Below are 19324 nucleotides of genomic sequence, written 5' to 3'. Positions count from 1 at the left end.
CCGGGACGACCGCTACCCGTCGGTCGGCCTGGGGCGCCGGTGGAGGACGTCGAAGGTCGTGGTGACCAGCGTTTGCAGGTAGGCCGTGGCGAGCGTGGCCAGCAGGAGCACGGGTGCGCCGGGCAGGAAGGCGTAACCGGCGGCGAAGACGGCGAGCGTCGCCGCGGTCGTCGCGACCCTGGCGGCCGTTCGATAGGCGGGCGTGGCCGCGCACGTGATCAGCGCGGCCAGCGCGACGATCGCCAGCGGGCCCAAGCGCAGACCGAGCGCGCAGAGCCCGGCGGCCGCTGCGGTCAGCAGCGATCCCACGAGCGCGGCGGGCAGCCAGCGCCGGATGCCGTCACCCAACCGGTGGGTCACCCGGTGGCCGAACCAGAACGCGAGCAGCACCGCGCAGGCCAGCCCGGGCAGCTGTCCGCTGTCCGGAGGCGCGAGCGCGCCCAGCAGCCGAACCGGGTCCGGTGCGGTGACCGGCGGCCCGGCCACGGCGGCCGCGGTGGCCGCGGTGAAGCCCAGCAACGCGGCGCGCGCCGGGGCCGCCGCAGCGAACGCGACCAGCAGGTAGAGCGGCTTGAGCAGCGTCATCAGCCTGCGTGCGAACCACGGGGCGATGCCGCGATCGCGCGGGCGCGCGGCGCGGTATGCCAGCAGGCCCAGGCGGGTGGTGATGGACAGCAGCCGAGGTTCGCCGAGATCGGGCACGCGTTGCCTGCCCACGTCGAAGCTCTCCACCGAGCGGGTCAGCTGCGCGGGGTCCGGCACCGCGGGCTCGGCACCGCCCTGCTCGTCGGAGCCGAGCGAAACCGACTCCACGTACGGCACTTCGGAAGCCGCGATCGTCCACTGCAGACGTTCGGTGAGCAGCTCTCGGGTGTGCGGCAGCGGGTCGGTCTCCGCCGGTCCGGCGCCGAGGGCATCGAGTTCGGCGTGCACCTCGCCCGCGTGCCGGGCCCAGACCTCGGCGAGGAAACCGCGCCACTGCTTGGCCTGCGCTTCCGCGAGCGTCCCCAGCTCGGCTTCGGTGGGGCGGCAGACGATCGCTGCCAGCGCGTCGGCCAACTCCTCGGTGCTCGCGCGCGCGGACAGCAACCGGGCCGGGTCGGTGAGCAGGCCGACCAGCGCGGCCGCGGCGTCCATCCGGCCCCACATCCAGTCGTTGGCCCGCCACTTCGCGGACAGGAAAGCACCGAAGGTACCCAGGTCCAGGCCACGGATCTTGTCCTCGACGCGCAGCCGGCCGTCCTGGCGCAGCGCGGTGAACGGCAGCGGGCTCTGCTCGTCGCTGACCACCCGCAGCAGCTCGATGCGCGAACCCGGTGTCCGGTCCACGTCAAGCGGCGCGGTGAGCACGACCAGCTGACGCAGCACCTCGGGGCGCCGGTCGGTGGCCTCCAGCAGGGCGTAGCCGATCTGCTCGGACCAAATCTCGGCGCGCGGCGGCGCGGCCGCGGCCAGCCGGTCGGCGATGTCGTGCAGCACCCCGCGAGCCCGGGCGACCGCGTCCACATCGGAGTCCTCGGGCGCGGCGTCAGCGCCCGAGGACTCCACGATGGAGGCGAGTTCGGCGGCGAGGTCGGCCAGTGCCCGCTGGAAGCCCGCGCCGTCGTCGGCGGCCGCCAGCACCGCGCCGAGCAGCGGTTCGACCGGAGAGGGAAGCCGGTGCTGCAGCCGATCGCGGCGACCCATCACCCGCCGCGCCCAGTCGTCGAGCTCGGCGGCGTCCACGATCGGTTCCAGCCGGGCCCCGGCCGTCCAATACCGGTCGACGTGGCCCTCCAGCACCGAGGCGAAGGCCGACAGCCGGTACAGCCGCGCCTTGCAGCGGCCGACCTCGGCGCGATCGTCGGCGAAGCGCTCGATGTCGCGCGCCCAGCCCAGGCACTCGCGGATCGCCACCTTCAGGCCCTGCACGTCGTCGAAGACGGCTGTGGTCACCAGCTCCGGGAGGGCTTCCGACAACCGCTGCCGCAGCGCCGCGCGTGCCTGCGTCGACCAGTCCGCCAGCGGATCACCGACCACGGGGGACAGCAACGCGCCGTCCTCGCAGCCGTCCGGTTCGGTCAGCAGCTCGTGCACGGCCCCGGCGTCCAGCTCGGCGCGCACCGCGGCGTGCTCGGATTCCACCGCGGCGCTGTGCCGCGCCAGCACGTCGGCTCGCTCGGATTCCGGCGCGGAGTGCAGCGCGGCGAACAACGCCCTGCGGTGCAGGTCGTTTCGCCGCACCGCGCGGTTGTGCTCGTCGAGCGCGGCCAGGTCGGACAGCAGCGTCTCCTGGCCGAAGCGGCCGCGCAGCGCCGAGATCGCGACCGGCAGCGGCAGCGTCGGCTCGCGCTCGCCGGTGGCGATCTCCGGTTCCGGGTTGAGGTACAGCAGGAAGCGCCGGGTGGGCCGGTCGGCCGGTGCCCGCGCGATGGCGTCGATGGCGGCGGCCACCGGGATGTTGTCCAGCACCCCGCCGTCGATGACGCGGAAAGGTTCGGCGTGCTCGGTGGATTCGGAGAAGTGCCCGAGCATGTTCGGCTCGCCCGGCGGTGGTTCGGCCGAGGAGGACACGACCTTCGCCGGTTCGAAGGCGAACGGGAACGACGAGCTGGATCGGGCCGCCTGAGCCAGTCGCAACGCCGTCGGTCCGGGGTCGGATCCGAAGTCCGACAACGGATCTCCGGCCAGGCCCTCGTGGTGGAACCGGAACATCGCTGCGCGCCGCTGCTCGTGCAGCTGACGCAGGCGCGCGTCCGGACGTCGCTCGACGATCGGGTCCAGCAGGGTCGCGGTCAGCAGCAGATCGGTGCGCGCGCCCGGGCGCTGATCGGCGGAACGCGCGTTGTCGGTGATGGTGCGCCGCAACGCGGATCGGAAGTAGCCATCGCCGTCGAGCAGCGATTCCGGGCCGCGTTGCCAGAACTTCGGCACCGGCCTGGCCATCGCCTCCACGTCCGCCAGACGCACCCAGGTCCGCCGCATCCGGTCGAACGGCATGCCGTAGACCAGGTTCGCCGACAGCAGCGCCGCGTTCAGCCCGCCCGCCGAGGCGCCGGCGAGCACGTCGATCGAAACGGTGTCGTAGCCGCCGAGCTTCGCCAGCTTCGCCCAGGGGTGCTCGGAATCACCTTCGTCGCAGAGCGACTCGCGCAGCCGGTTGATCTCGGCGACGGCGCCGCCGATCCACACCGCCATGCTCGCGCCGCCGCGCATGGCCAACGCCAGCCGCAACTCCCGTGGATTCTCCGCAGTACCCACGCCCCCACCTCTCCCTAGACACCGAGATCGAACCTGCCAGCGAGAAGGCGCGTTGCCAACCACAGTTTTGCCTAAAACTGTCCGGACATTTCGGGCGCCAAAGCCCCACAGTTTTAGGCAAAACTGTCACCACCCCGCGAGGGCAGCCGCAGCGCCGCGCAGGTGGCTACTCAGTCGCGGCTCCCGGAGCGCGGCGGCGTCGAAAGTTCCGCTACCCGCGCCGCCGCGCAAACCGCGCACCGGAGCTCCGCTGGCACAGCTGTCAGGACTCGGGGGGTTGCCAGGGGTTGTTTCGGGTCATGCCTGCTGCGCGGCCCTTGCCCGCGATGACCAGGGCCATCTTGCGGGAGGCCTCGTCGATCATCTCGTCGCCGAGCATCGCCGCGCCGCGGGCGCCGCCGGCCGCGGAGGTGTGCCACTCGTAGGCGTCGAGGATGTTCTCGGCGTGGTCGTAGTCCTCCTGGCGCGGCGAGAACAGCTCGTTGACCGCCTCGACCTGGGCCGGGTGCAGCACCCACTTGCCGTCGAAGCCCAACGCGGCCGAGCGGCCGCCGACCGCGCGGAGGCCGTCGACGTCCTTGATCTGCAGGTACGGACCGTCGATGGCCTGCACCCCGGCCGCGCGAGCCGCGGTGAGGATGCGCATCAGCGTGTAGTGGTACGCATCGCCCACGTCGTACCCCGGAGGCTGGTGGCCGACCACTAGCGAGCGCATGTTGATCGAGGCCATGAAGTCCGCGGGGCCGTAGATCAGCGACCGCACCCGCGGCGAGGCGGTGGCGATGGCGTCGATGTCGACCAGCCCGCGGGCGTCCTCGATCTGCGGCTCGATGCCGATTCCGCCGAGCCGCAGGCCCATCGCGCGCTCGATCTGGGTCAGCGTCAGGTCCAGCCAGCGCACGTGATCGGCCGCCGAGACCTTGGGTAGGATGATCGAGTCCAGCTCGGCGCCGGCGCCCTCGACCACGGTCACCACATCGCGGTAGGTCCACTCGGTGTCCAGCGCGTTGACCCGCACCGACCGGATCTTGCCGTCCCAGCCGCCCTCGTTGAGCGCACCCACGATCCGCTCCCGCGCCTCGGCCTTGGCCAGCGGCGCGACCGCGTCCTCGAGGTCCAGGAAGAACTGGTCGACCTCCAGGCCGCGGGCCTTGTCGATCATCTTCGCGCTCGATCCGGGAACCGCCAGGCAGCTGCGTCGAGAACCATCCACCATGCTCATGCCCAGGTGTCTACCACGCCGTCCGGCGGATGCGGCCAGTTGTGCCTAGCATGATCGACGTGGCGGCCGTAACCAGGGTATTCGTCGCCCGGATGGCCGGGCTGTCCGTGTTCGGCCCGGACGGCGAGTCCATCGGGCGAGTGCGCGACGTCGTCGCCGGGCTCAGCGCCCGGCGACAGCCGCCGCGCGTCCTGGGCCTGGTGGTGGAACTGCCCACCCGGCGGCGGATCTTCGTGCCGATGCTGCGCGTGACCCGCATCGAGGCGGGCGCGGTCACCCTCACGACCGGTTCGGTGAATCTGCGGCACTTCCACAAGCGCCCCAACGAGCTGCTGGTGCTCGGTCAGCTGCTGGACGCCCGGGTCGTCGCCGAGGATGCCTCGGCGGTGCTCATCGACGCCGCGCTGGAGCAGACGCGCACCCGGGACTGGCGGCTGGCCAAGCTCGCCGTCCGGGAACGCACCGGCAGGCTCGGCCGTCGCGGGCCGACCAAGGTGCTGGACTGGGACCAGGTCACCGGGCTGGACTTCGCCCAGGTAACCAGCAAACCGCAGGGCGTGCAGCAACTGCTGGCCATGTTCGACACGATGCGCGCCGTCGATGTCGCCAGCACCCTGCACGAGCTGCCGAACAAGCGGCGCTACGAGGTCGCTGAAGCCCTCGACGACGATCGGCTTGCCGATGTCGTCGAGGAGCTGCCCGAGGACGATCAGAAGGACCTCCTGGGCTACCTCGACGACCAGCGCGCAGCCGACGTGCTGGAGGCGATGAACCCGGACGACGCGGCCGACCTGCTCACCGAGCTCTCCGAAGTGGACAAGAACCGGCTGCTGGAGATGATGAAGCCGGAGGAGTCCGCACCGGTCAAGCGGCTGCTCGCCTACTCCTCCGACACTGCGGGCGGGTTGATGACACCGGAACCCGTGGTGGTCACACCGGACGCGACCATCGCCGAAGCGCTGGCCATGGCGCGCAACCCGGACCTGCCGATCGCGGTCGCCAGCGCGGTCTTCGTCTGCCGCCCGCCGACCGCGACCCCGACCGGGCCGTACCTGGGGTGCGTGCACCTGCAGCGCATGCTGCGCGAGCCACCGTCGACTTTGGTGGCCGGCGCGCTGGACACCGACCTGGCGACCCTGCCACCGGACGCGCCGCTGGCCGAGCTCACCCGCTACTTCGCCGCCTACAACCTGGTGTGCGGGCCGGTGCTCGACGACCAGGAACACCTGATCGGGGCCGTCACGGTCGACGACCTGCTCGACCACCTGCTGCCCGGCGGCTGGCGGACCAGCGGCCTGCCCGACCAGGAACAGAATCAGCCGACGACCCGGGAGGCTCGCTGATGCCCGAGCTGCTCACCCACCGCCGACTCGACCAGCCCCGCGCGCCGCACCGCATCAAGGTTTCCTTCGACCCGGAGCTGTTCGGGCAGTTGTCCGAGCGCATCGCGCGGTTCCTGGGCACCGGCAAGTTCCTGTTCTGGATGACGCTGTTCGTGATCACCTGGATTTCGCTGAACCTGTTCGCCTACGGGCTCCGCTGGGATCCGTACCCGTTCATCCTGCTCAACCTGTGCTTCTCCACCCAGGCCTCGTACGCCGCACCGCTGATCCTGCTGGCGCAGAACCGCCAGGACGACCGCGACCGCGTCTCGCTGGAGGAGGATCGCGCCCGCGCGGATCAGACCAAGGCGGACACCGACTACCTGGCCCGCGAGCTCGCGGCCCTGCGCCTGGCCGTGGGCGAGGTCGCCACCCGCGACTACCTCCGGGGCGAGCTCGACCGCCTCCGCGAGGAGCTCCCGGGCATCGAGAGCCCGCAGGAGAAGCGCCGCGGCCGCACCCGCGAGTAACCCGATCCGGTGGACTTGACAGTTTTGCCTAAAACCGTCGCGGGATCATGTCCGTTTTGTCCGGACAGTTTTAGGCAAAACTGTCACCGGCCCGAGGTGAGGTCGGTGTAGAGGGTGCGGATCGCCGGGGCTTGGATCTCGGGGTCCGCGAGGTACTCGGCTCGGGTGAGGTGGCGGAGGTCGGTGATCTCGGCCGCCGGGGTCGGGGTGCCTTCGATCGTGGCCGTGTAGCAGGCGAGGTCGACCTGGGTGCCCGGCCGCTGCCCCACCGCGTCGGTGACGTATCGGGCGTAGAAGCGGGTCTCGCGCAGTTCCACGCCGAGCTCCTCGCGAGCTTCGCGGTGCAGCGCCTCCAGCTCGGTCTCACCGGGGTCGATCTTGCCGCCCGGCAGGTAGTAGGCCCGCTGACCGGAGGCGCGGACGAGCAGCAGCCGGTCAGCGGCGTAGAGCACCAGGCCGACCGCGCGGATCGTGGGCGGTTCCGGGCGCGCCGCATCGCCTCGGGGGCCCGCGGCCGGGCCATCGCTGACTGGTTCGGTCACCCGTTCATGCTTGCGCACGTTGTCCGGGCGGGGACGGCACGCCCCCGTCCGCCAAGCGCTCGCAGGTGCGCACCAGCGTGTCGAGCTCGCTGTCGGCGACGGACAGGAAGTAGCGCGCGACACCGTTGCGGTGCGTCGCGGCCGCCATCCGCACCCGGTCCTGGCCGCGCTCGGTGATCACGGCCTGCACCCCTCGCCCGTCGGAGTCGACCCGGACCCGGCGCACCAGTCCGAGCTTCTCCAACCGGTCGACCAGCCGGGTGACACCGGATCGGGAGAGCAGCACCACATCGGCGAGCTCGGTCATCCGGAGCCGCTGCTCCGAGGTCTCGGCGAGCGCCTCGAGCACGTCGTAGGCGGCCAGCGTGAGTCGCTGCTCGGCGATCAGGTCGCTTTCCAGGCAGCGCGTGACGCGGGCGTGCGCGCGGAGAAAACTGCGGTACGCCGACAGTTCGCTTTGCGTAGGTAATCGATCGAGAGCCATCTCGGCCACGGCCCAGATATTACGGAACGCGTTCGCCCGACTGCGCACTGCCCCCGATCTTGCGAGCATCACAGGTCAGCAGCCCTATCACCACCCGACTACCGGTCCGTAACATGGGATTACCGGATCGGGGTATGAGAGTCTTCTAGTTCGCGGGGTCTCAAGGCTCCGTTCCCACCACGTTTCCCAATGCATGTCGAGGTAACCGTGACCAGTACGCAGTCCACGCCGACCGAGGATGCCGTCCGGCAGGCCCTCACCAAGGTCGAGGACCCGGAGATCCACAAGCCGATCACCGACCTGGGCATGGTCAAGAGCGTGTCCGTCGGTGATGACGGCGCGGTGCAGGTCGAGGTCTACCTGACGGTGTCCGGCTGCCCGATGCGCGAGACGATCACCCAGCGCGTCGAGAACGCCGTGTCCGAGGTCGAGGGCGTCGCCTCGGTGCAGGTCGAGCTCGACGTGATGAGCGACGAGCAGCGCACCGAGCTGCGCAAGTCCCTGCGCGGCGATGCCGAGGAGCCCCGCATCCCGTTCGCCGAGCCCGGTTCGATGACCCGCGTCTACTGCGTGGCCTCCGGCAAGGGCGGCGTCGGCAAGTCCAGCGTGACGGTCAACCTGGCCGCCGCGATGGCGGCCCGCGGCCTGTCGGTGGGTGTCGTCGACGCCGACATCTACGGCCACTCGGTGCCGCGGATGCTGGGCGCGAACGGCAAGCCCACCCAGGTGGAGAAGATGATCATGCCACCCGAGGCGCACGGCGTGAAGCTCATCTCCATCGGCATGTTCACCCCCGGCAACACGCCGGTGGTCTGGCGCGGACCGATGCTGCACCGCGCGCTGCAGCAGTTCCTCTCCGACGTCTTCTGGGGCGACCTGGACGTGCTGCTGCTCGACCTGCCGCCCGGCACCGGCGACGTCGCCCTGTCGACCGCCCAGCTGATCCCCAACGCCGAGATCTTGGTGGTCACCACCCCGCAGCAGGCGGCGGCCGAGGTGGCCGAGCGCGCGGGCGCGATCGCGATGCAGACGCGTCAGCGGCTGGCCGGCGTCGTGGAGAACATGTCCTGGATGGAGACGCCGGGCGGCCAGAAGATCGACGTCTTCGGCTCCGGTGGCGGCCAGATCGTGGCCGACTCGCTGAGCCGCTCGGTCGGCACCGAGGTCCCGCTGCTGGGCCAGATCCCGCTCGACCCCCAGCTGCGCGAGTCCGGCGACGAGGGCAAACCGCTGGTGCTGGAGCACCCGGAGTCCCCGGCCGCCGCCACCATGCAGGACATCGCCAAGCGCCTGTCCACCCGCGCTCGCGGGCTCAGCGGCAAGCTCCTGTCGGTCTCCCCGGCCTGACGGCCGCCCCGCGCGCCCGAACGCGAAACGGGACCTCGCTCCGGCGGGGTCCCGTTCTCAGCGCTTGGCCGCGGCCAGCAGACCCGGCCCGGCGGGCAGCGAGACCGGCACCAAGCCCTCGTCCTCGCGCACGGCCTGGATGAGGTCGCGCAGCGCGCTCGCCAGCGCCCCGCGCGAGCTCGGCGGGGTGGACGGCACGCCGTTGAACACGATCACGCCGCCCGGGCGCAGGAGCTTGCGCCCCAGCTCCAGGTACATCGGCGCGTCGATGCCCGCCGCGCCCACCGACACCAGGTCGTAGCCGCCGTCGGTCAGCCTCGGCAGCACCTCGGCGGCGCGGCCGGTGATCAACCGCGCGCTGCCGGGCGGATGCCCCGCCTCGCGCAGCGCCTCGCGCGCCGTCCGCTGCTTGACCGGATCGGCGTCGATCGAGGTCAGCACGCCACCCTCGACCATTCCCTCGAGCAGCCACAGCGCGCTGGCCCCGGTGCCGGTACCGACCTCCACGATCGCCTTGGCGCGCAACGTGGCGGCCAGGAACCGCAGCACGTGCAGCATCGACTCGCCGACCGGCGAACCTGCGCCGACCGGCTGAGAACGAGGCTGCTCGCCGCTCAGCGGCTCGTCACTCGCCGACATCTGGGGTATCACGGGGACAGAGGTTATCGACGCGCGCGCGAGAACTGATCAGTTCGGCCGACATCGTTAGGAGGCCGTTTCCGAGAGCAAGGTTTCGCTACTCAGGGTGACCACAACCTTGCGGCGGCCGAGTGAGAGGCAGCTCACCAAAACTCTCAGATCCTTCTAAGGAACCTCTCATCGCCACTTCACCAGGGGAGACGACAGTGAAGGCCACTACCGGCACCCATCGGCGTCTTGCGAACGGTCGGGTTCGGGAACAACCGAAACGGCCCGCTCGTTCTTACCGATGCACCCCACAGGAGGTGGCTTTTCTGCCAATGGCAACTCAGCCGATGCGTGTGGCCCCGGAGCTCGACGAGCCGAAGGCCCATGAAGCAAGCGTCCCCAGCCCCGTCTCGCCAGCCGAGGAAGAGGCCAACTGGACTCCTCCGAGCTGGGATGAGGTCGTGCGCCAGCACGCCGACCGGGTGTACCGCCTGGCCTTCCGCCTGTCCGGCAACAAGCACGACGCCGAGGACCTGACCCAGGAGACCTTCATCCGGGTCTTCCGCAACCTCGCGAACTACAAGCCGGGCACGTTCGAGGGCTGGCTGCACCGCATCACCACGAACCTGTTCCTGGACATGGCCCGCCGCAGGTCCCGCCTGCGGATGGAGGGCCTGCCCGAGGACACCGACCGGATCCCCGGCGGCGGCCCGAGCCCGGAGCAGGTGTTCTCGGACGCCCATCTGGACCCCGACCTGCAGGTCGCGCTGGACGAGCTGCCCCCGGAGTTCCGCGCGGCGATCGTGCTCTGCGACGTCGAGGGCCTGTCCTACGAGGAGATCGGCGCGACCCTCGGGGTGAAGCTCGGCACGGTGCGCAGCAGGATCCACCGCGGGCGCCAGATGCTGAAGAACACCATGGAGACCCGACGCGAACAAGCGCGGAGGTTGGAAGGATGACGACTTTGCGGGGGTGGGGGCTGCCCGAGCAGCACCTCGCGCTGGACGCCATCGTCGCCTTCGTCGACGGTGAGCTCAGCGCGAGCGCCCATGACCGCGCGGTCGCGCACCTCGCCCACTGCCCCGCGTGCAGCGGGGAGGCCACCACGCAGCGGCAGGCCCGCGCGGCGGTGAAGGAAGCCGAGGTCCCGTCCGTCTCTCCCGCGCTCCTGCAGGCGCTGCAGGCCATCCCGGGCACCGCCGAGCTGCCGTCCGCACCCGACGGCCTGGCGCTGAGCGAGGACGGCCAGCTGGTCACCGTGGCCCGTTCCAACCGGTCGAAGCAGTTCGGCGGTGGTTCCGCGGTGGGAAGATCCACCCCGCTCGGCGGGGATCGGCCGCTCGGTGGCGTTGGTCCGTTCGAGACCGCCGATGAGGCCGGGCGCCGCGTCGGCAGGCGCACCAAGCAGGGCGCGAGCGTCGTGTTCTCCGGACTCGTGCTCGGGGCGCTGGCGTTCATGAACCTGCCCGACGACCAGGGCCGCCCCATGACCCGGATGCAGATGCCCGGGGACGACTTCTCCAACGCGGTGATCCCGGCCGCGGGACAGACCCTGCTGCCGCAGGAGACGAGCTCGGCATCGCAGGCCCCGAGCTCACCGGCTCTCGTCCCGGAGACCGCTCCGCCGCCGGCTTCGACCAGCGCGCAACCCACGGAGAGCGCGGTGGGCTCCGCTACCGCCGAGCCCACGGCCTCGGCGACACCGGCGAACTAGGAACTTCGCAGGGCTGCGCGGAGCCGCCGCTTCAGGCGTGGCGGGACTCCGCTCGCACGGCTGCGCGAGGCAGCACCTCCTCCGAGCGTCGGTGTTCCCACACCGACTTCACCCCGCTCGGGGCAGAATGGGGTCGCCGGACGCATGCCTATGGTGTGTGATCCACTCGAACCGACGAGCCCGACCACACAGCCCCGGGGAGCGATGAGCGACCAGCCAGGAACGCCCGCGCCGGGCCCGGACGCCGATGAGCCGCGCCGGGAGCCGCCCGAGCCGGGTCAGGAGCCCGTGCACCCGTGGCAGGGTGGTGCCCCCGCCGGCCGCAACGTGCCCGCCGAGCAGTACGCCCCGGCTCCCAAGAGCGATTCCAACGGCCACCGGCTCGCACCGCGTCCGCTGCGGCGCCCGGCCGCCGACTCCGCCCAGCAGGCGGCCTTCGGCCGTCCCGAGGGCGTGACGGGGAGCTTCTCCCCGAACCAGGACCGCCTGCCCACCCGCGGCCTGACGCAGGCCCCGCCGCAAGCCGAGGCGCTGACGCAGGCGTTCAGCCGCCCGGCCTACAGCTCCGAGCGCCTGCAGCGCGCTCCCGGTGAGACCCCTCCCGACGCCGACTCGGAGGACGAGGAGGTCCTCTGGGGCTCCGACGAGCGCGATCCCTGGCGCAACCCGGCGGCGGGTGCCGTGCTCGGGCCGCCGGCGGTCGGCGAGGAGCAGCCGAACGCCGCGGCGGCCACCGAGCGCGCTCCCCTGCTGAGCACCCGCGAAGTGCTGTTCGGCCGCAGGGTGCACCCGAAGGCGCTGGCCGTCCTGGCGGTGCTGGCGCTGCTGATCGGCATCGGCGGCGGATTCCTCGGCCGGATCACCGCCGAGGAGGGCAACCCGCTGGTCAACCCCGATGTCACCCTCGCCGAGGTGAAACCAGGACCGGGCGGCAGGCCGCACGGCGAGGTCGCGCAGGTGGCCCGCAGCGTGGTTCCCGCCGTGGTGTCGGTCGAGGTCCGCGTCGGCGGCCAGGGCGGCTCCGGTTCCGGCGTGATGATCGACGGCAACGGTTACGTTCTGACGAACAACCACGTGATCTCGATGGCCGCCGACACCCCGAGCGCGAAGGTCTCGACGGTCTTCCACGACGGCACCCGCGCTCCGGCCCGGGTCGTCGGCCGGGACGTCAAGACGGACCTGGCGGTGCTCAAGGTCGAGGTCAGCAATCCGACGGTCGCCCGGCTCGGCGACTCCGACAACCTCACGGTCGGCGACGACGTGATCGCCATCGGCTCGCCGCTGGGGCTCGCGGGCACCGTGACGACCGGGATCGTCAGCTCGGTGGACCGGCCGGTGCGGCTGGCCGGGGAGGGCACCGACACCAACGCGGTCATCGACGCCATCCAGACCGACGCCGCGATCAACCCGGGCAACTCCGGTGGCGCGCTGGTCGACGGCAACGGCGCGGTGGTCGGCATCAACAGCGCCATCCGCACCCTCGGCCAAGGCGGCGAGGGCGGCTCGATCGGGCTCGGCTTCGCCATTCCGATCGACGACGCGCGGCGCATCGCCCAGGAGCTGATCCGCACCGGCAAGGTCGAGCACGCCGACCTCGGCGTCAACGCGAAGTCGGTCAGCGATGGCCTCTCCGACGGCGCGCAGGTGCAGAACGTGCAGGACGGCGGCGCGGGCGCGGCCGGCGGGATCGCCGAGGGCGACGTGATCATCAAGGTCGGCGACCGCGAGGTCGGCAGCGCCGACGAGCTGATCGTGGCCGTGGACCGCCACGAGGTCGGCCAGACGGTCCCGGTGACCGTCGTCCGGCAGGGCCGCGAGCTGGTCCTCGACGTGACGCTCAGATGAACCACCGTCGACCTCGCGCGGGCGAGTGCATGTTGCGCCACTTCCCCTATCCATCAGGCCTCACCCGGTCGGTAGTCTGGTGGTGCATCGGTTCGGCCGTATCAGGCCCGCGGGCCGCGAGGATCCCGGAGGAGTCGCGAGGTGTTCGATAGCGTCGGATGGCCGGAGATCCTGGTGCTCGCGCTCGTCGGGCTGTTCGTGCTGGGACCGGAGCGGCTTCCGGAAGGCGCCGCGTGGCTGGGCAAGGCCGTGCGCCAGGTCCGGGACTACGCGACGGGTGCCCGCGAGCAGATCCGCTCGGAGATGGGCCCGGAGTTCGACGAGCTGCAGAAGCCGCTCAACGACCTCCGCAACGTGCGCAACTTCAACCCCAAGACGGCCGTGACCAAGCACTTGCTGGACGGCGAGAACCCGCTGGACGACCTCACCGGCAACGGTTCGAGCAGCAGCGGTTCGAACGGCAACGGCTCGGCGTCGGCGTCCAAGCCCGCCGCCTCGAAGCCGCTCGAACCCGGCGAGCGTCCGCCCTACGACGAAGACGCGACCTGACCGCCGCACGGACTCGGGCTCTTCGCAACATGCGGCGGCAGCCGCCGTTTCAGGTGCGGGGACTCAGCCCGGAACCGCCGGTTCTCGACGTCGTCGAGCAGTGTTCCTCGCGGTCGCGGCGGCAGCCGCCGCCTCAAGTGCGGGACTCAGCCCGCACCGCCGGGGGTTCTGACGCGTCGTGTGGCGAGGACAGCCGCGACGCCGCGTAGGTGGCTACTCAAGGAGCGGATCCCGCAGCCACACGACGCGTCAGGTTCCCCCACCCGCACCGGCCAGCAAACCGACCACGGAAAACCTCAACCCTGCATCGAGGCGATCAGGTTGACCAGGGTCCGAGCCGCGAAGCCGGTCGCTCCGGTGACGACCTCGGAGTAGTCGCTCTCGGCACGAGCCGGGCCCGCGATGTCCAGGTGCGCCCACGGCAGGCCCGCGGTGAACTCCCGGAGGAACAGCGCGGCGGTCACACCGCCGGGTCCGGCCGGGGTCTGCTTGACATCGGACAGATCGCCCTTGACCGCGTCCGCGTGATCCTCGAGCAGCGGCATCCGCCACCAGGTCTCGCCCGCGGAGTGCCCCGCCCGGGTGATCCGGTCGGCCAGGTCTTCGTCGGTGGCGAACACACCACCGGTGCGCAGCCCGAGAGCCACCTTCATGGCCCCGGTGAGGGTCGCCACGTCGAGCAGCACGTCCGGTTCGAGCTTGTCCGCGGCGTAGGCCAGCGCATCGGCCATCACCATGCGGCCCTCCGCGTCGGTGTTGCCGACCTCGGTCGTCTTGCCGCCGTAGTGGCGCACCACGTCGCCGGGGCGGTACGCGCTGCCGGAAACGTGGTTCTCCGCCGAAGGCACCAGCCCGGTCACCTTCACCGGCAGGCCCAGCCGAGCGACCGCCAGCAGCGCGCCGATCACGGCGCCGCCGCCGGCCATGTCGGTGCGCATCAGGTGCATCCCGTCGGCGGGCTTGAGCGAGATGCCGCCCGTGTCGAAGGTGATGCCCTTGCCCACCAGCACCAGGTGCGGGCCGGTGGCCGCAGCGGGGTGGTGGTTCAGCTCGAGCAGCCGGGGCGGGCGCGACGAGCCGCCACCGACGGCGAGGATGCCGCCGAAACCGTTCTCGGCGAGCCACTTCTCGTCGCGAACGGTGGCGGTGAGGTTCGGCAGCGGTTCGGCCAGCGCGGCACCGGTGCCGGTGAGCCAGGCGGGGTCCTTGACGTTGGAGGGGGCGTTGGCCAGGTCCCGGGCCAGCGAGGTCGCCGCGGCGAGTTCGCTCGCGCGGCGCACCGTCTCGCGCATCGGTTCCACATCGGCGTCTTCCGGCGCGACCAGGAGCACCTTGCGCAGTCGCGGCGGCGAGGTGTCGTTGGTCACCTTGAACCGGTAGCCGCCGAGCGCGAGCCCGAGGGTCAGCTCGGTGAGCAGCTCTTCGTCGGGCTCGGCGGGCAGCCGGACCTGGAGGTAGTCGGCGTCCGAGGCCTCACCGAGGTCACCGGTCTCGTCCTCGGACTCGACAGCCCCGGCGAGCCGGTCGCGCACCGCGCGAGCCACCGACGCACCGGCGGTGCGCCACTCGTGGCTCGCGCCGGAACCGACGCCGATGGCCCAGCCGACCCCACCGGACGACAGCGGCAGCGGGCGCACGGTTCCGGCGGCGGCGGAGGCGCCGACCGCCTGCAGCACCGCTGGAGTCACGTCGAACCGCTCGGCCGCCGCGTCCAGATCCGGGCCGGACTCGCCTTCGTGGACGGCCACCGCTCCCGGCAGGCCATCGCGCCACTTGCGCACCACGTCCACTTCGACCAGTGCGGTGGGGATCACGGGAAGCTCGGGCTCCACCGGCCGGGACGGCTGAGCGGAGCGGAACACGGAGGCACCGGACACGAATAGACCTTCCTGCATGGACCACGTCGAACGCGGTCGAAACTACCGTCTTCCCGGCCGCGCGAACCGCGGTCGGAGCGAGATGTCCTTGCTCAACGAGAACCCCGGCACCGAAGCTCCGGCACCGGGGTCAGGCGGCGGCGAACGTCTTGCCACCCGTCGTCGACGTGTTGTCGCCTCGGCGACGTCGCGGCACCGCGCCCGGGGTTGGCCTGCAGCGCCGCTGGTCGCCGGTTGCGGCCTCGCGGGTCGCTCCGGTAGCCGGGTGCGGAGTGGGACCAGCTCGCGCCGCTGCGGGTTCTCAGACGTCGTCGGGTGAGGACAGCCGCAGCGCCGCGCATCTGCCGTGCTCGAGTCGCGGATCCCGGCGGCGTCTGAGGTGCCGCTCCCGGCACCGCCACGCGAGCCGGAAACCGGAACAACCCCTCAGCCGGTGGCCGACTCCAAGGCATCGCCCAGGTTCTGGGCCTCCTCGAGCGACATCTCGACGACTAGTCGCCCACCACCCTCAAGCGGGACGCGCATCACGATGCCGCGCCCCTCCTTAGTCACCTCGAGGGGACCGTCTCCGGTCCGGGGCTTCATGGCCGCCATAGCGTGCTCCCTCCGTGAACATCCACCCCGCCGGTCGCCACAACCAGGCGGGTCCCGCTCCATTCTCCCCCATCTCGAGCCGGAGACGAAACCGAACCGATCAACTCGTGTCGCCGTGCGCTGGTCGAATAACGATGGCGCCTGGCAGACTCACCCGCTGTGCGGGCTTTTTCGGCCACAACGGGAGTCACGGAGAGCGCCGGGAATGGCACTCTCCGGCGTGTGCGCGCTCGGGCGCGTCTCCCCCGTCCGGCGAAGAGCCCGGCAACCTGCGGGAACACCGTCTACTCGGGACGCGAGAACCGGAAGCGGTCCACATTGGAAATCCCGCGCGCACTGCATCTCGAGGCAAGGAGCTGGAAGTGACCGACGTACTGCTGACCGAGGACAACGCTGGTGTGCGCCTGCTCACGTTGAACCGCCCGGAGTCGTTCAACTCGCTCAACGTCGAGCTCAAGGAGGCTCTGCTCGCCGCGCTGCGCGACGCCGCGGCCGATGACGCGGTGCGCGCCGTGGTGATCACCGGGGCGGGCAAGGCGTTCTGCGCGGGCCAGGACCTCAAGGAGCACATCGAGCTGCTCTCCTCGGGTTCGGACATGCCGCTGCGCACGGTCGAGGAGCACTACAACCCGATCACCAAGGCGGTGGCGAACATGCCGAAGCCGGTGATCGCAGCGGTCAACGGCACCGCGGCGGGCGCGGGCGCGGCCATCGCGTACGCCAGCGACCTGCGCATCGCCCAGACCGGGGCGAAGTTCCTGATGGCCTTCGCCAACGTCGGTCTGTCCACCGATTCGGGAGCGTCCTGGACGCTGCCGCGGCTGATCGGCTACGGGCGGGCGATGGAGATGATGCTGCTGGCCCAACCGGTGGAGGCCGACGAGGCGCTGCGCATCGGGATGGTCAATCAGGTCGTCGAGGACGCCAGGGCCACGGCCGAGGAACTCGCGTCCCGGATGGCCACCGGACCGACCTTCGCCTACGCCCGGATCAAGGAGACGATGCGCGCGGCCGCCTCCGAAGGGCTCGACGAGGCCCTCGCCGTCGAAGCGGGCGCGCAGAACGAGGCCGGCGGCACTGCCGACCACAAGGAAGCCGTGGCGTCCTTCGTGGAGAAGCGCGACCCGCGGTTCACCGGCCGCTGACCTGCGGCTCCCGCGCGGACTGACCCCGAGCGGGTCGCGGGTCAGTCCGCGCGCCAGCAGCCCTCGAGGTGATCGTCGACCATCCCGGTGGCCTGCATCATCGCGTAGCAGGTGGTCGGTCCGACGAAGGCGAAACCGCGGCGCTTGAGCTCCTTGGCCATGGCCTTGGATTCAGGGGTGGTCGCCGGGACGTCACCGATTCGCGCGGGACGCCCGGTCCGCGACGACGGGGCGAAGGACCACAGCAGGTCGTCCAGCGGCCGGTCCAGGTCGAGGACCGCGCGGGCGTTGTTGATGGCAGCGTCGATCTTGGCGCGGTTGCGCACGATGCCCGCGTCGGCCAGCAGCCGCTCGCGGTCGGCATCGGTGAACGCGGCGACCGCGGTCGGGTCGAAGCCCGCGAAGGCCTGCCGGAACGCGGGGCGCTTGCGCAGGATGGTCAGCCAGGACAGGCCGGATTGGAAGGCCTCCAGGGTGATCCGCTCGAACAGCTCCGGGACGCCGCGCAGCGGCACGCCCCACTCGCTGTCGTGGTACTCGGCGTAGTCGGGCTGGTTGACGCTCCACGGGCAGCGCGCCCTCCCGTCGGCACCGACCACCGGATCTTGCTCGATCACCGGATCCTCCATCACGACGGCGCGGGGACACCCGGCGCCGGCAGGTTCAGTCGTCCTCGGAGCGGACCTCGCGAAGTTGCTCGCCCGCGGCGTCGAGCTGGCGCTCCAGCGTGGCGATGCGGCCGTGCAGCTCGTCGAGCTCGCCGGCCAGCCGTTCCACGACCCAGTCCACCTCCGCGGGCTTGTAACCGCGCAAGACCTGCTGGAAGCGCAGATCCCGCACGTGGACTCCCTCGACGTCGGTCGCGGGCAACCAGGTGGGGGTCGCTCCCGGGGGCAGGGGTGCGAGTTCTTCGCCGCGGCCGAAGACCAGCACGGCCAGCAGGTAGACCACGGCGGCGACCGCCAGCACCACGAACAGGTAGATCAGCGCACTAGCCACGCACGCAATCGTGGCACGCGACACCGGCGGCCGGAGCCCGGCCTCGCCTCGTCCGGCGGCCCTGCCGCGTACCCACCGCAACGACCGGCGACCCCGAGGTGCGACCGGTCGCGCGGCCGGGAGGTCACGCCTGCTCGCACCGGGCGACTCGCGGAGACGGGCCAGCGAGCGGTCCCAAGGGTCCGTTCAGCATGCGGCGGAGCCGCATGCGGTGTGGGCCTCAGCCGGTGCCGCGGCGGGTTCTCAGACGTCGTCGGGCGAGGACAGCCGCGGCGCCGCGCAGGCCGCTACGCGAGGAGCGGATCCCGCAGCCCGGCGGCGTCCGAGGCTCCTCCCGGCACGCCAGGCAAACCACAGGCGGAAATGTCGCCTAAGCCTGCGCGGGAGCCTTCAGCACGCCTTCGATGGCGCTGGTGAACTCCTGCCAGGCCTTGCGCTCGGCCTGCAGCGTCTGCTGGCCGGTGGGTGTGAGCCGGTAGGTGCGCCGCTGCCTGCCTCCGACCGTGCTCCAAGTGCTCTGCACGTATCCGGCACGCTCGAGCCGGCGCAGCGCCGGGTAGACCGTGCCGGTAGGCAGGTCGAGAGCACCACCGCTGCGTTCTTGCAGCGCTTCGATGATCGCGTAGCCATGCAGTGCCTTGCCGTCCAGCGTCGCCAGCAGCAGGGCGTCCAGATGGCCGCGGAGCGCGTCAGCCTTCACGAGTAGCGACTCTACGGATATTTCCCGGCGGTGTCATCGCCAGGGGGCAACAGGACGAAGGTCCTTTTCCGATCCTTCGCAGCGTGATGTCGATCACGCCCCAGCTCTGGGCCGTTCGGGTGGCACGAACCCGAATGGGGCGCACCGGACGAGCGGGGCGCGCACACTGCGAAGTCGACCACAACCGGCCCAGTTGACCAGGAGCTTTCCGTGGCCGAGAACAACGCGGAGCAATCGGCGAACGGTGCCGACCTGCTCGACGCCGCAGCCGACGACTCCCCGAGCCGGACCGCGCTCGACCAGGTCCGCGTCTACCTGGCGGAGCTGGCCGGTGTGCTCGACCAGCAGGAACCGGACCTCTACCTGCCCGAGGCCCAGTGGCGGCTGGCCGAGCTCAACGACGAGCTCGCCCACGAGCGCCCCAGCGCTCCGCGAGTGCAGTCGCGCTGGATGCGGCTCATTCCGGTGCTGCGGGAGCTCCGCCCCGACATCCCGACCGAGCAGCTGACCGAACTGATCAAGCGGGCCGTCGGCGTCGGCTGACCCCGTCGCCGCGCGGCGTCACCGCGCGGCGAGCGCGCGGGGGT

19 protein-coding genes are annotated in these 19324 nt (G+C 71.4%); 9 read left to right on the top strand and 10 right to left on the bottom strand.

Annotated features, from left to right (window positions below; genetic code table 11):
• Nucleotides 1-12: 12 nt before the first annotated feature.
• A complete protein-coding gene (locus tag ABD289_RS02355; protein WP_344125937.1) occupies nucleotides 13-3240 on the bottom strand; it encodes a patatin-like protein in 3228 nt (1075 codons plus the stop codon).
• A 262-nt stretch (nucleotides 3241-3502) separates the two neighbouring features.
• Nucleotides 3503-4462 carry an HpcH/HpaI aldolase/citrate lyase family protein gene (locus ABD289_RS02350; RefSeq protein ID WP_344125935.1) on the bottom strand — a complete coding sequence of 320 codons (960 nt, stop codon included), beginning with the start codon at nucleotides 4460-4462 and terminating at the stop codon, nucleotides 3503-3505.
• A gap of 59 nt (nucleotides 4463-4521) precedes the next feature.
• Between ABD289_RS02350 and ABD289_RS02345 the strand changes: the two genes are divergently transcribed.
• Nucleotides 4522-5805: a magnesium transporter MgtE N-terminal domain-containing protein gene (locus tag ABD289_RS02345; RefSeq protein ID WP_344125933.1), complete on the top strand. Its 1284-nt coding sequence runs from the start codon at nucleotides 4522-4524 to the stop codon at nucleotides 5803-5805.
• Nucleotides 5805-6314, top strand: coding sequence for a DUF1003 domain-containing protein (locus ABD289_RS02340; RefSeq protein ID WP_344125931.1), 510 nt, complete (start codon nucleotides 5805-5807; stop codon nucleotides 6312-6314). The genes ABD289_RS02345 and ABD289_RS02340 overlap by 1 nt, the downstream gene beginning before the upstream one ends.
• Nucleotides 6315-6397: 83 nt before the next feature.
• Here the strand turns inward: ABD289_RS02340 and ABD289_RS02335 are convergent, their stop codons facing one another.
• A complete protein-coding gene (locus ABD289_RS02335) occupies nucleotides 6398-6856 on the bottom strand; it encodes an NUDIX hydrolase (protein WP_344125929.1) in 459 nt (152 codons plus the stop codon).
• 4 nt (nucleotides 6857-6860) lie between these two features.
• Nucleotides 6861-7340 carry a MarR family winged helix-turn-helix transcriptional regulator gene (locus ABD289_RS02330; RefSeq protein WP_344126184.1) on the bottom strand — a complete coding sequence of 160 codons (480 nt, stop codon included), beginning with the start codon at nucleotides 7338-7340 and terminating at the stop codon, nucleotides 6861-6863.
• A 207-nt stretch (nucleotides 7341-7547) separates the two neighbouring features.
• Between ABD289_RS02330 and ABD289_RS02325 the strand changes: the two genes are divergently transcribed.
• Nucleotides 7548-8687: an Mrp/NBP35 family ATP-binding protein gene (locus tag ABD289_RS02325; RefSeq protein WP_344125927.1), complete on the top strand. Its 1140-nt coding sequence runs from the start codon at nucleotides 7548-7550 to the stop codon at nucleotides 8685-8687.
• Nucleotides 8688-8744: 57 nt separating this feature from the next.
• Here ABD289_RS02325 and ABD289_RS02320 read toward each other — a convergent pair whose 3' ends face one another.
• The gene (locus ABD289_RS02320) at nucleotides 8745-9326 is read right to left on the bottom strand and encodes an O-methyltransferase (protein WP_344125925.1); all 582 of its coding nucleotides are present in this window, start codon (nucleotides 9324-9326) and stop codon (nucleotides 8745-8747) included.
• 320 nt (nucleotides 9327-9646) lie between these two features.
• Between ABD289_RS02320 and sigE the strand changes: the two genes are divergently transcribed.
• The 4 genes from sigE to tatB all read left to right on the top strand — a co-directional run bounded on the left by sigE (nucleotide 9647) and on the right by tatB (nucleotide 13422).
• Nucleotides 9647-10273 carry an RNA polymerase sigma factor SigE gene (gene sigE / locus ABD289_RS02315; protein ID WP_425564524.1) on the top strand — a complete coding sequence of 209 codons (627 nt, stop codon included), beginning with the start codon at nucleotides 9647-9649 and terminating at the stop codon, nucleotides 10271-10273.
• Entirely contained in the window at nucleotides 10270-11028 is a 759-nt protein-coding gene (locus ABD289_RS02310) for an anti-sigma factor family protein (RefSeq protein WP_344125923.1), read from the top strand. Before sigE ends, ABD289_RS02310 begins: the two co-directional genes overlap by 4 nt.
• A gap of 204 nt (nucleotides 11029-11232) precedes the next feature.
• A complete protein-coding gene (locus ABD289_RS02305) occupies nucleotides 11233-12873 on the top strand; it encodes a trypsin-like peptidase domain-containing protein (RefSeq protein WP_344125921.1) in 1641 nt (546 codons plus the stop codon).
• A gap of 141 nt (nucleotides 12874-13014) precedes the next feature.
• Nucleotides 13015-13422 (top strand): Sec-independent protein translocase protein TatB, encoded by a 408-nt coding sequence (gene tatB / locus ABD289_RS02300; protein WP_344125919.1) that lies wholly within the window; start codon nucleotides 13015-13017, stop codon nucleotides 13420-13422.
• 296 nt (nucleotides 13423-13718) lie between these two features.
• On the opposite strand, the gene ABD289_RS02295 is transcribed toward tatB, so the two are convergent.
• A complete protein-coding gene (locus ABD289_RS02295; protein ID WP_425564532.1) occupies nucleotides 13719-15254 on the bottom strand; it encodes a leucyl aminopeptidase family protein in 1536 nt (511 codons plus the stop codon).
• A gap of 471 nt (nucleotides 15255-15725) precedes the next feature.
• Complete coding sequence (locus tag ABD289_RS02290; protein WP_344125915.1) at nucleotides 15726-15893, bottom strand: DUF3117 domain-containing protein; 168 nt, start codon at nucleotides 15891-15893, stop codon at nucleotides 15726-15728.
• Between the two features lie 362 nt (nucleotides 15894-16255).
• Here ABD289_RS02290 and ABD289_RS02285 point away from each other — a divergent pair, with 362 nt between their 5' ends.
• A complete protein-coding gene (locus ABD289_RS02285; protein ID WP_344125913.1) occupies nucleotides 16256-17038 on the top strand; it encodes an enoyl-CoA hydratase-related protein in 783 nt (260 codons plus the stop codon).
• A gap of 41 nt (nucleotides 17039-17079) precedes the next feature.
• On the opposite strand, the gene ABD289_RS02280 is transcribed toward ABD289_RS02285, so the two are convergent.
• From ABD289_RS02280 to ABD289_RS02270, 3 genes are all read right to left on the bottom strand, one after another.
• Nucleotides 17080-17655, bottom strand: coding sequence for a DNA-3-methyladenine glycosylase I (locus ABD289_RS02280; protein WP_344125911.1), 576 nt, complete (start codon nucleotides 17653-17655; stop codon nucleotides 17080-17082).
• A 46-nt stretch (nucleotides 17656-17701) separates the two neighbouring features.
• Entirely contained in the window at nucleotides 17702-18037 is a 336-nt protein-coding gene (locus ABD289_RS02275) for a DivIVA domain-containing protein (protein ID WP_344125909.1), read from the bottom strand.
• 370 nt (nucleotides 18038-18407) lie between these two features.
• Complete coding sequence (locus ABD289_RS02270) at nucleotides 18408-18737, bottom strand: PadR family transcriptional regulator (RefSeq protein ID WP_344125906.1); 330 nt, start codon at nucleotides 18735-18737, stop codon at nucleotides 18408-18410.
• A 210-nt stretch (nucleotides 18738-18947) separates the two neighbouring features.
• Between ABD289_RS02270 and ABD289_RS02265 the strand changes: the two genes are divergently transcribed.
• The gene (locus tag ABD289_RS02265) at nucleotides 18948-19280 is read left to right on the top strand and encodes a hypothetical protein (protein WP_344125903.1); all 333 of its coding nucleotides are present in this window, start codon (nucleotides 18948-18950) and stop codon (nucleotides 19278-19280) included.
• Nucleotides 19281-19324 lie beyond the last annotated feature (44 nt).

This window comes from Saccharopolyspora halophila, from assembly GCF_039531955.1.
GTDB lineage: Bacteria > Actinomycetota > Actinomycetes > Mycobacteriales > Pseudonocardiaceae > Saccharopolyspora > Saccharopolyspora halophila.
The sequence above is the reverse complement of the archived record's forward strand: the minus strand, read 5'-3'. Positions and strand labels throughout refer to the sequence as shown.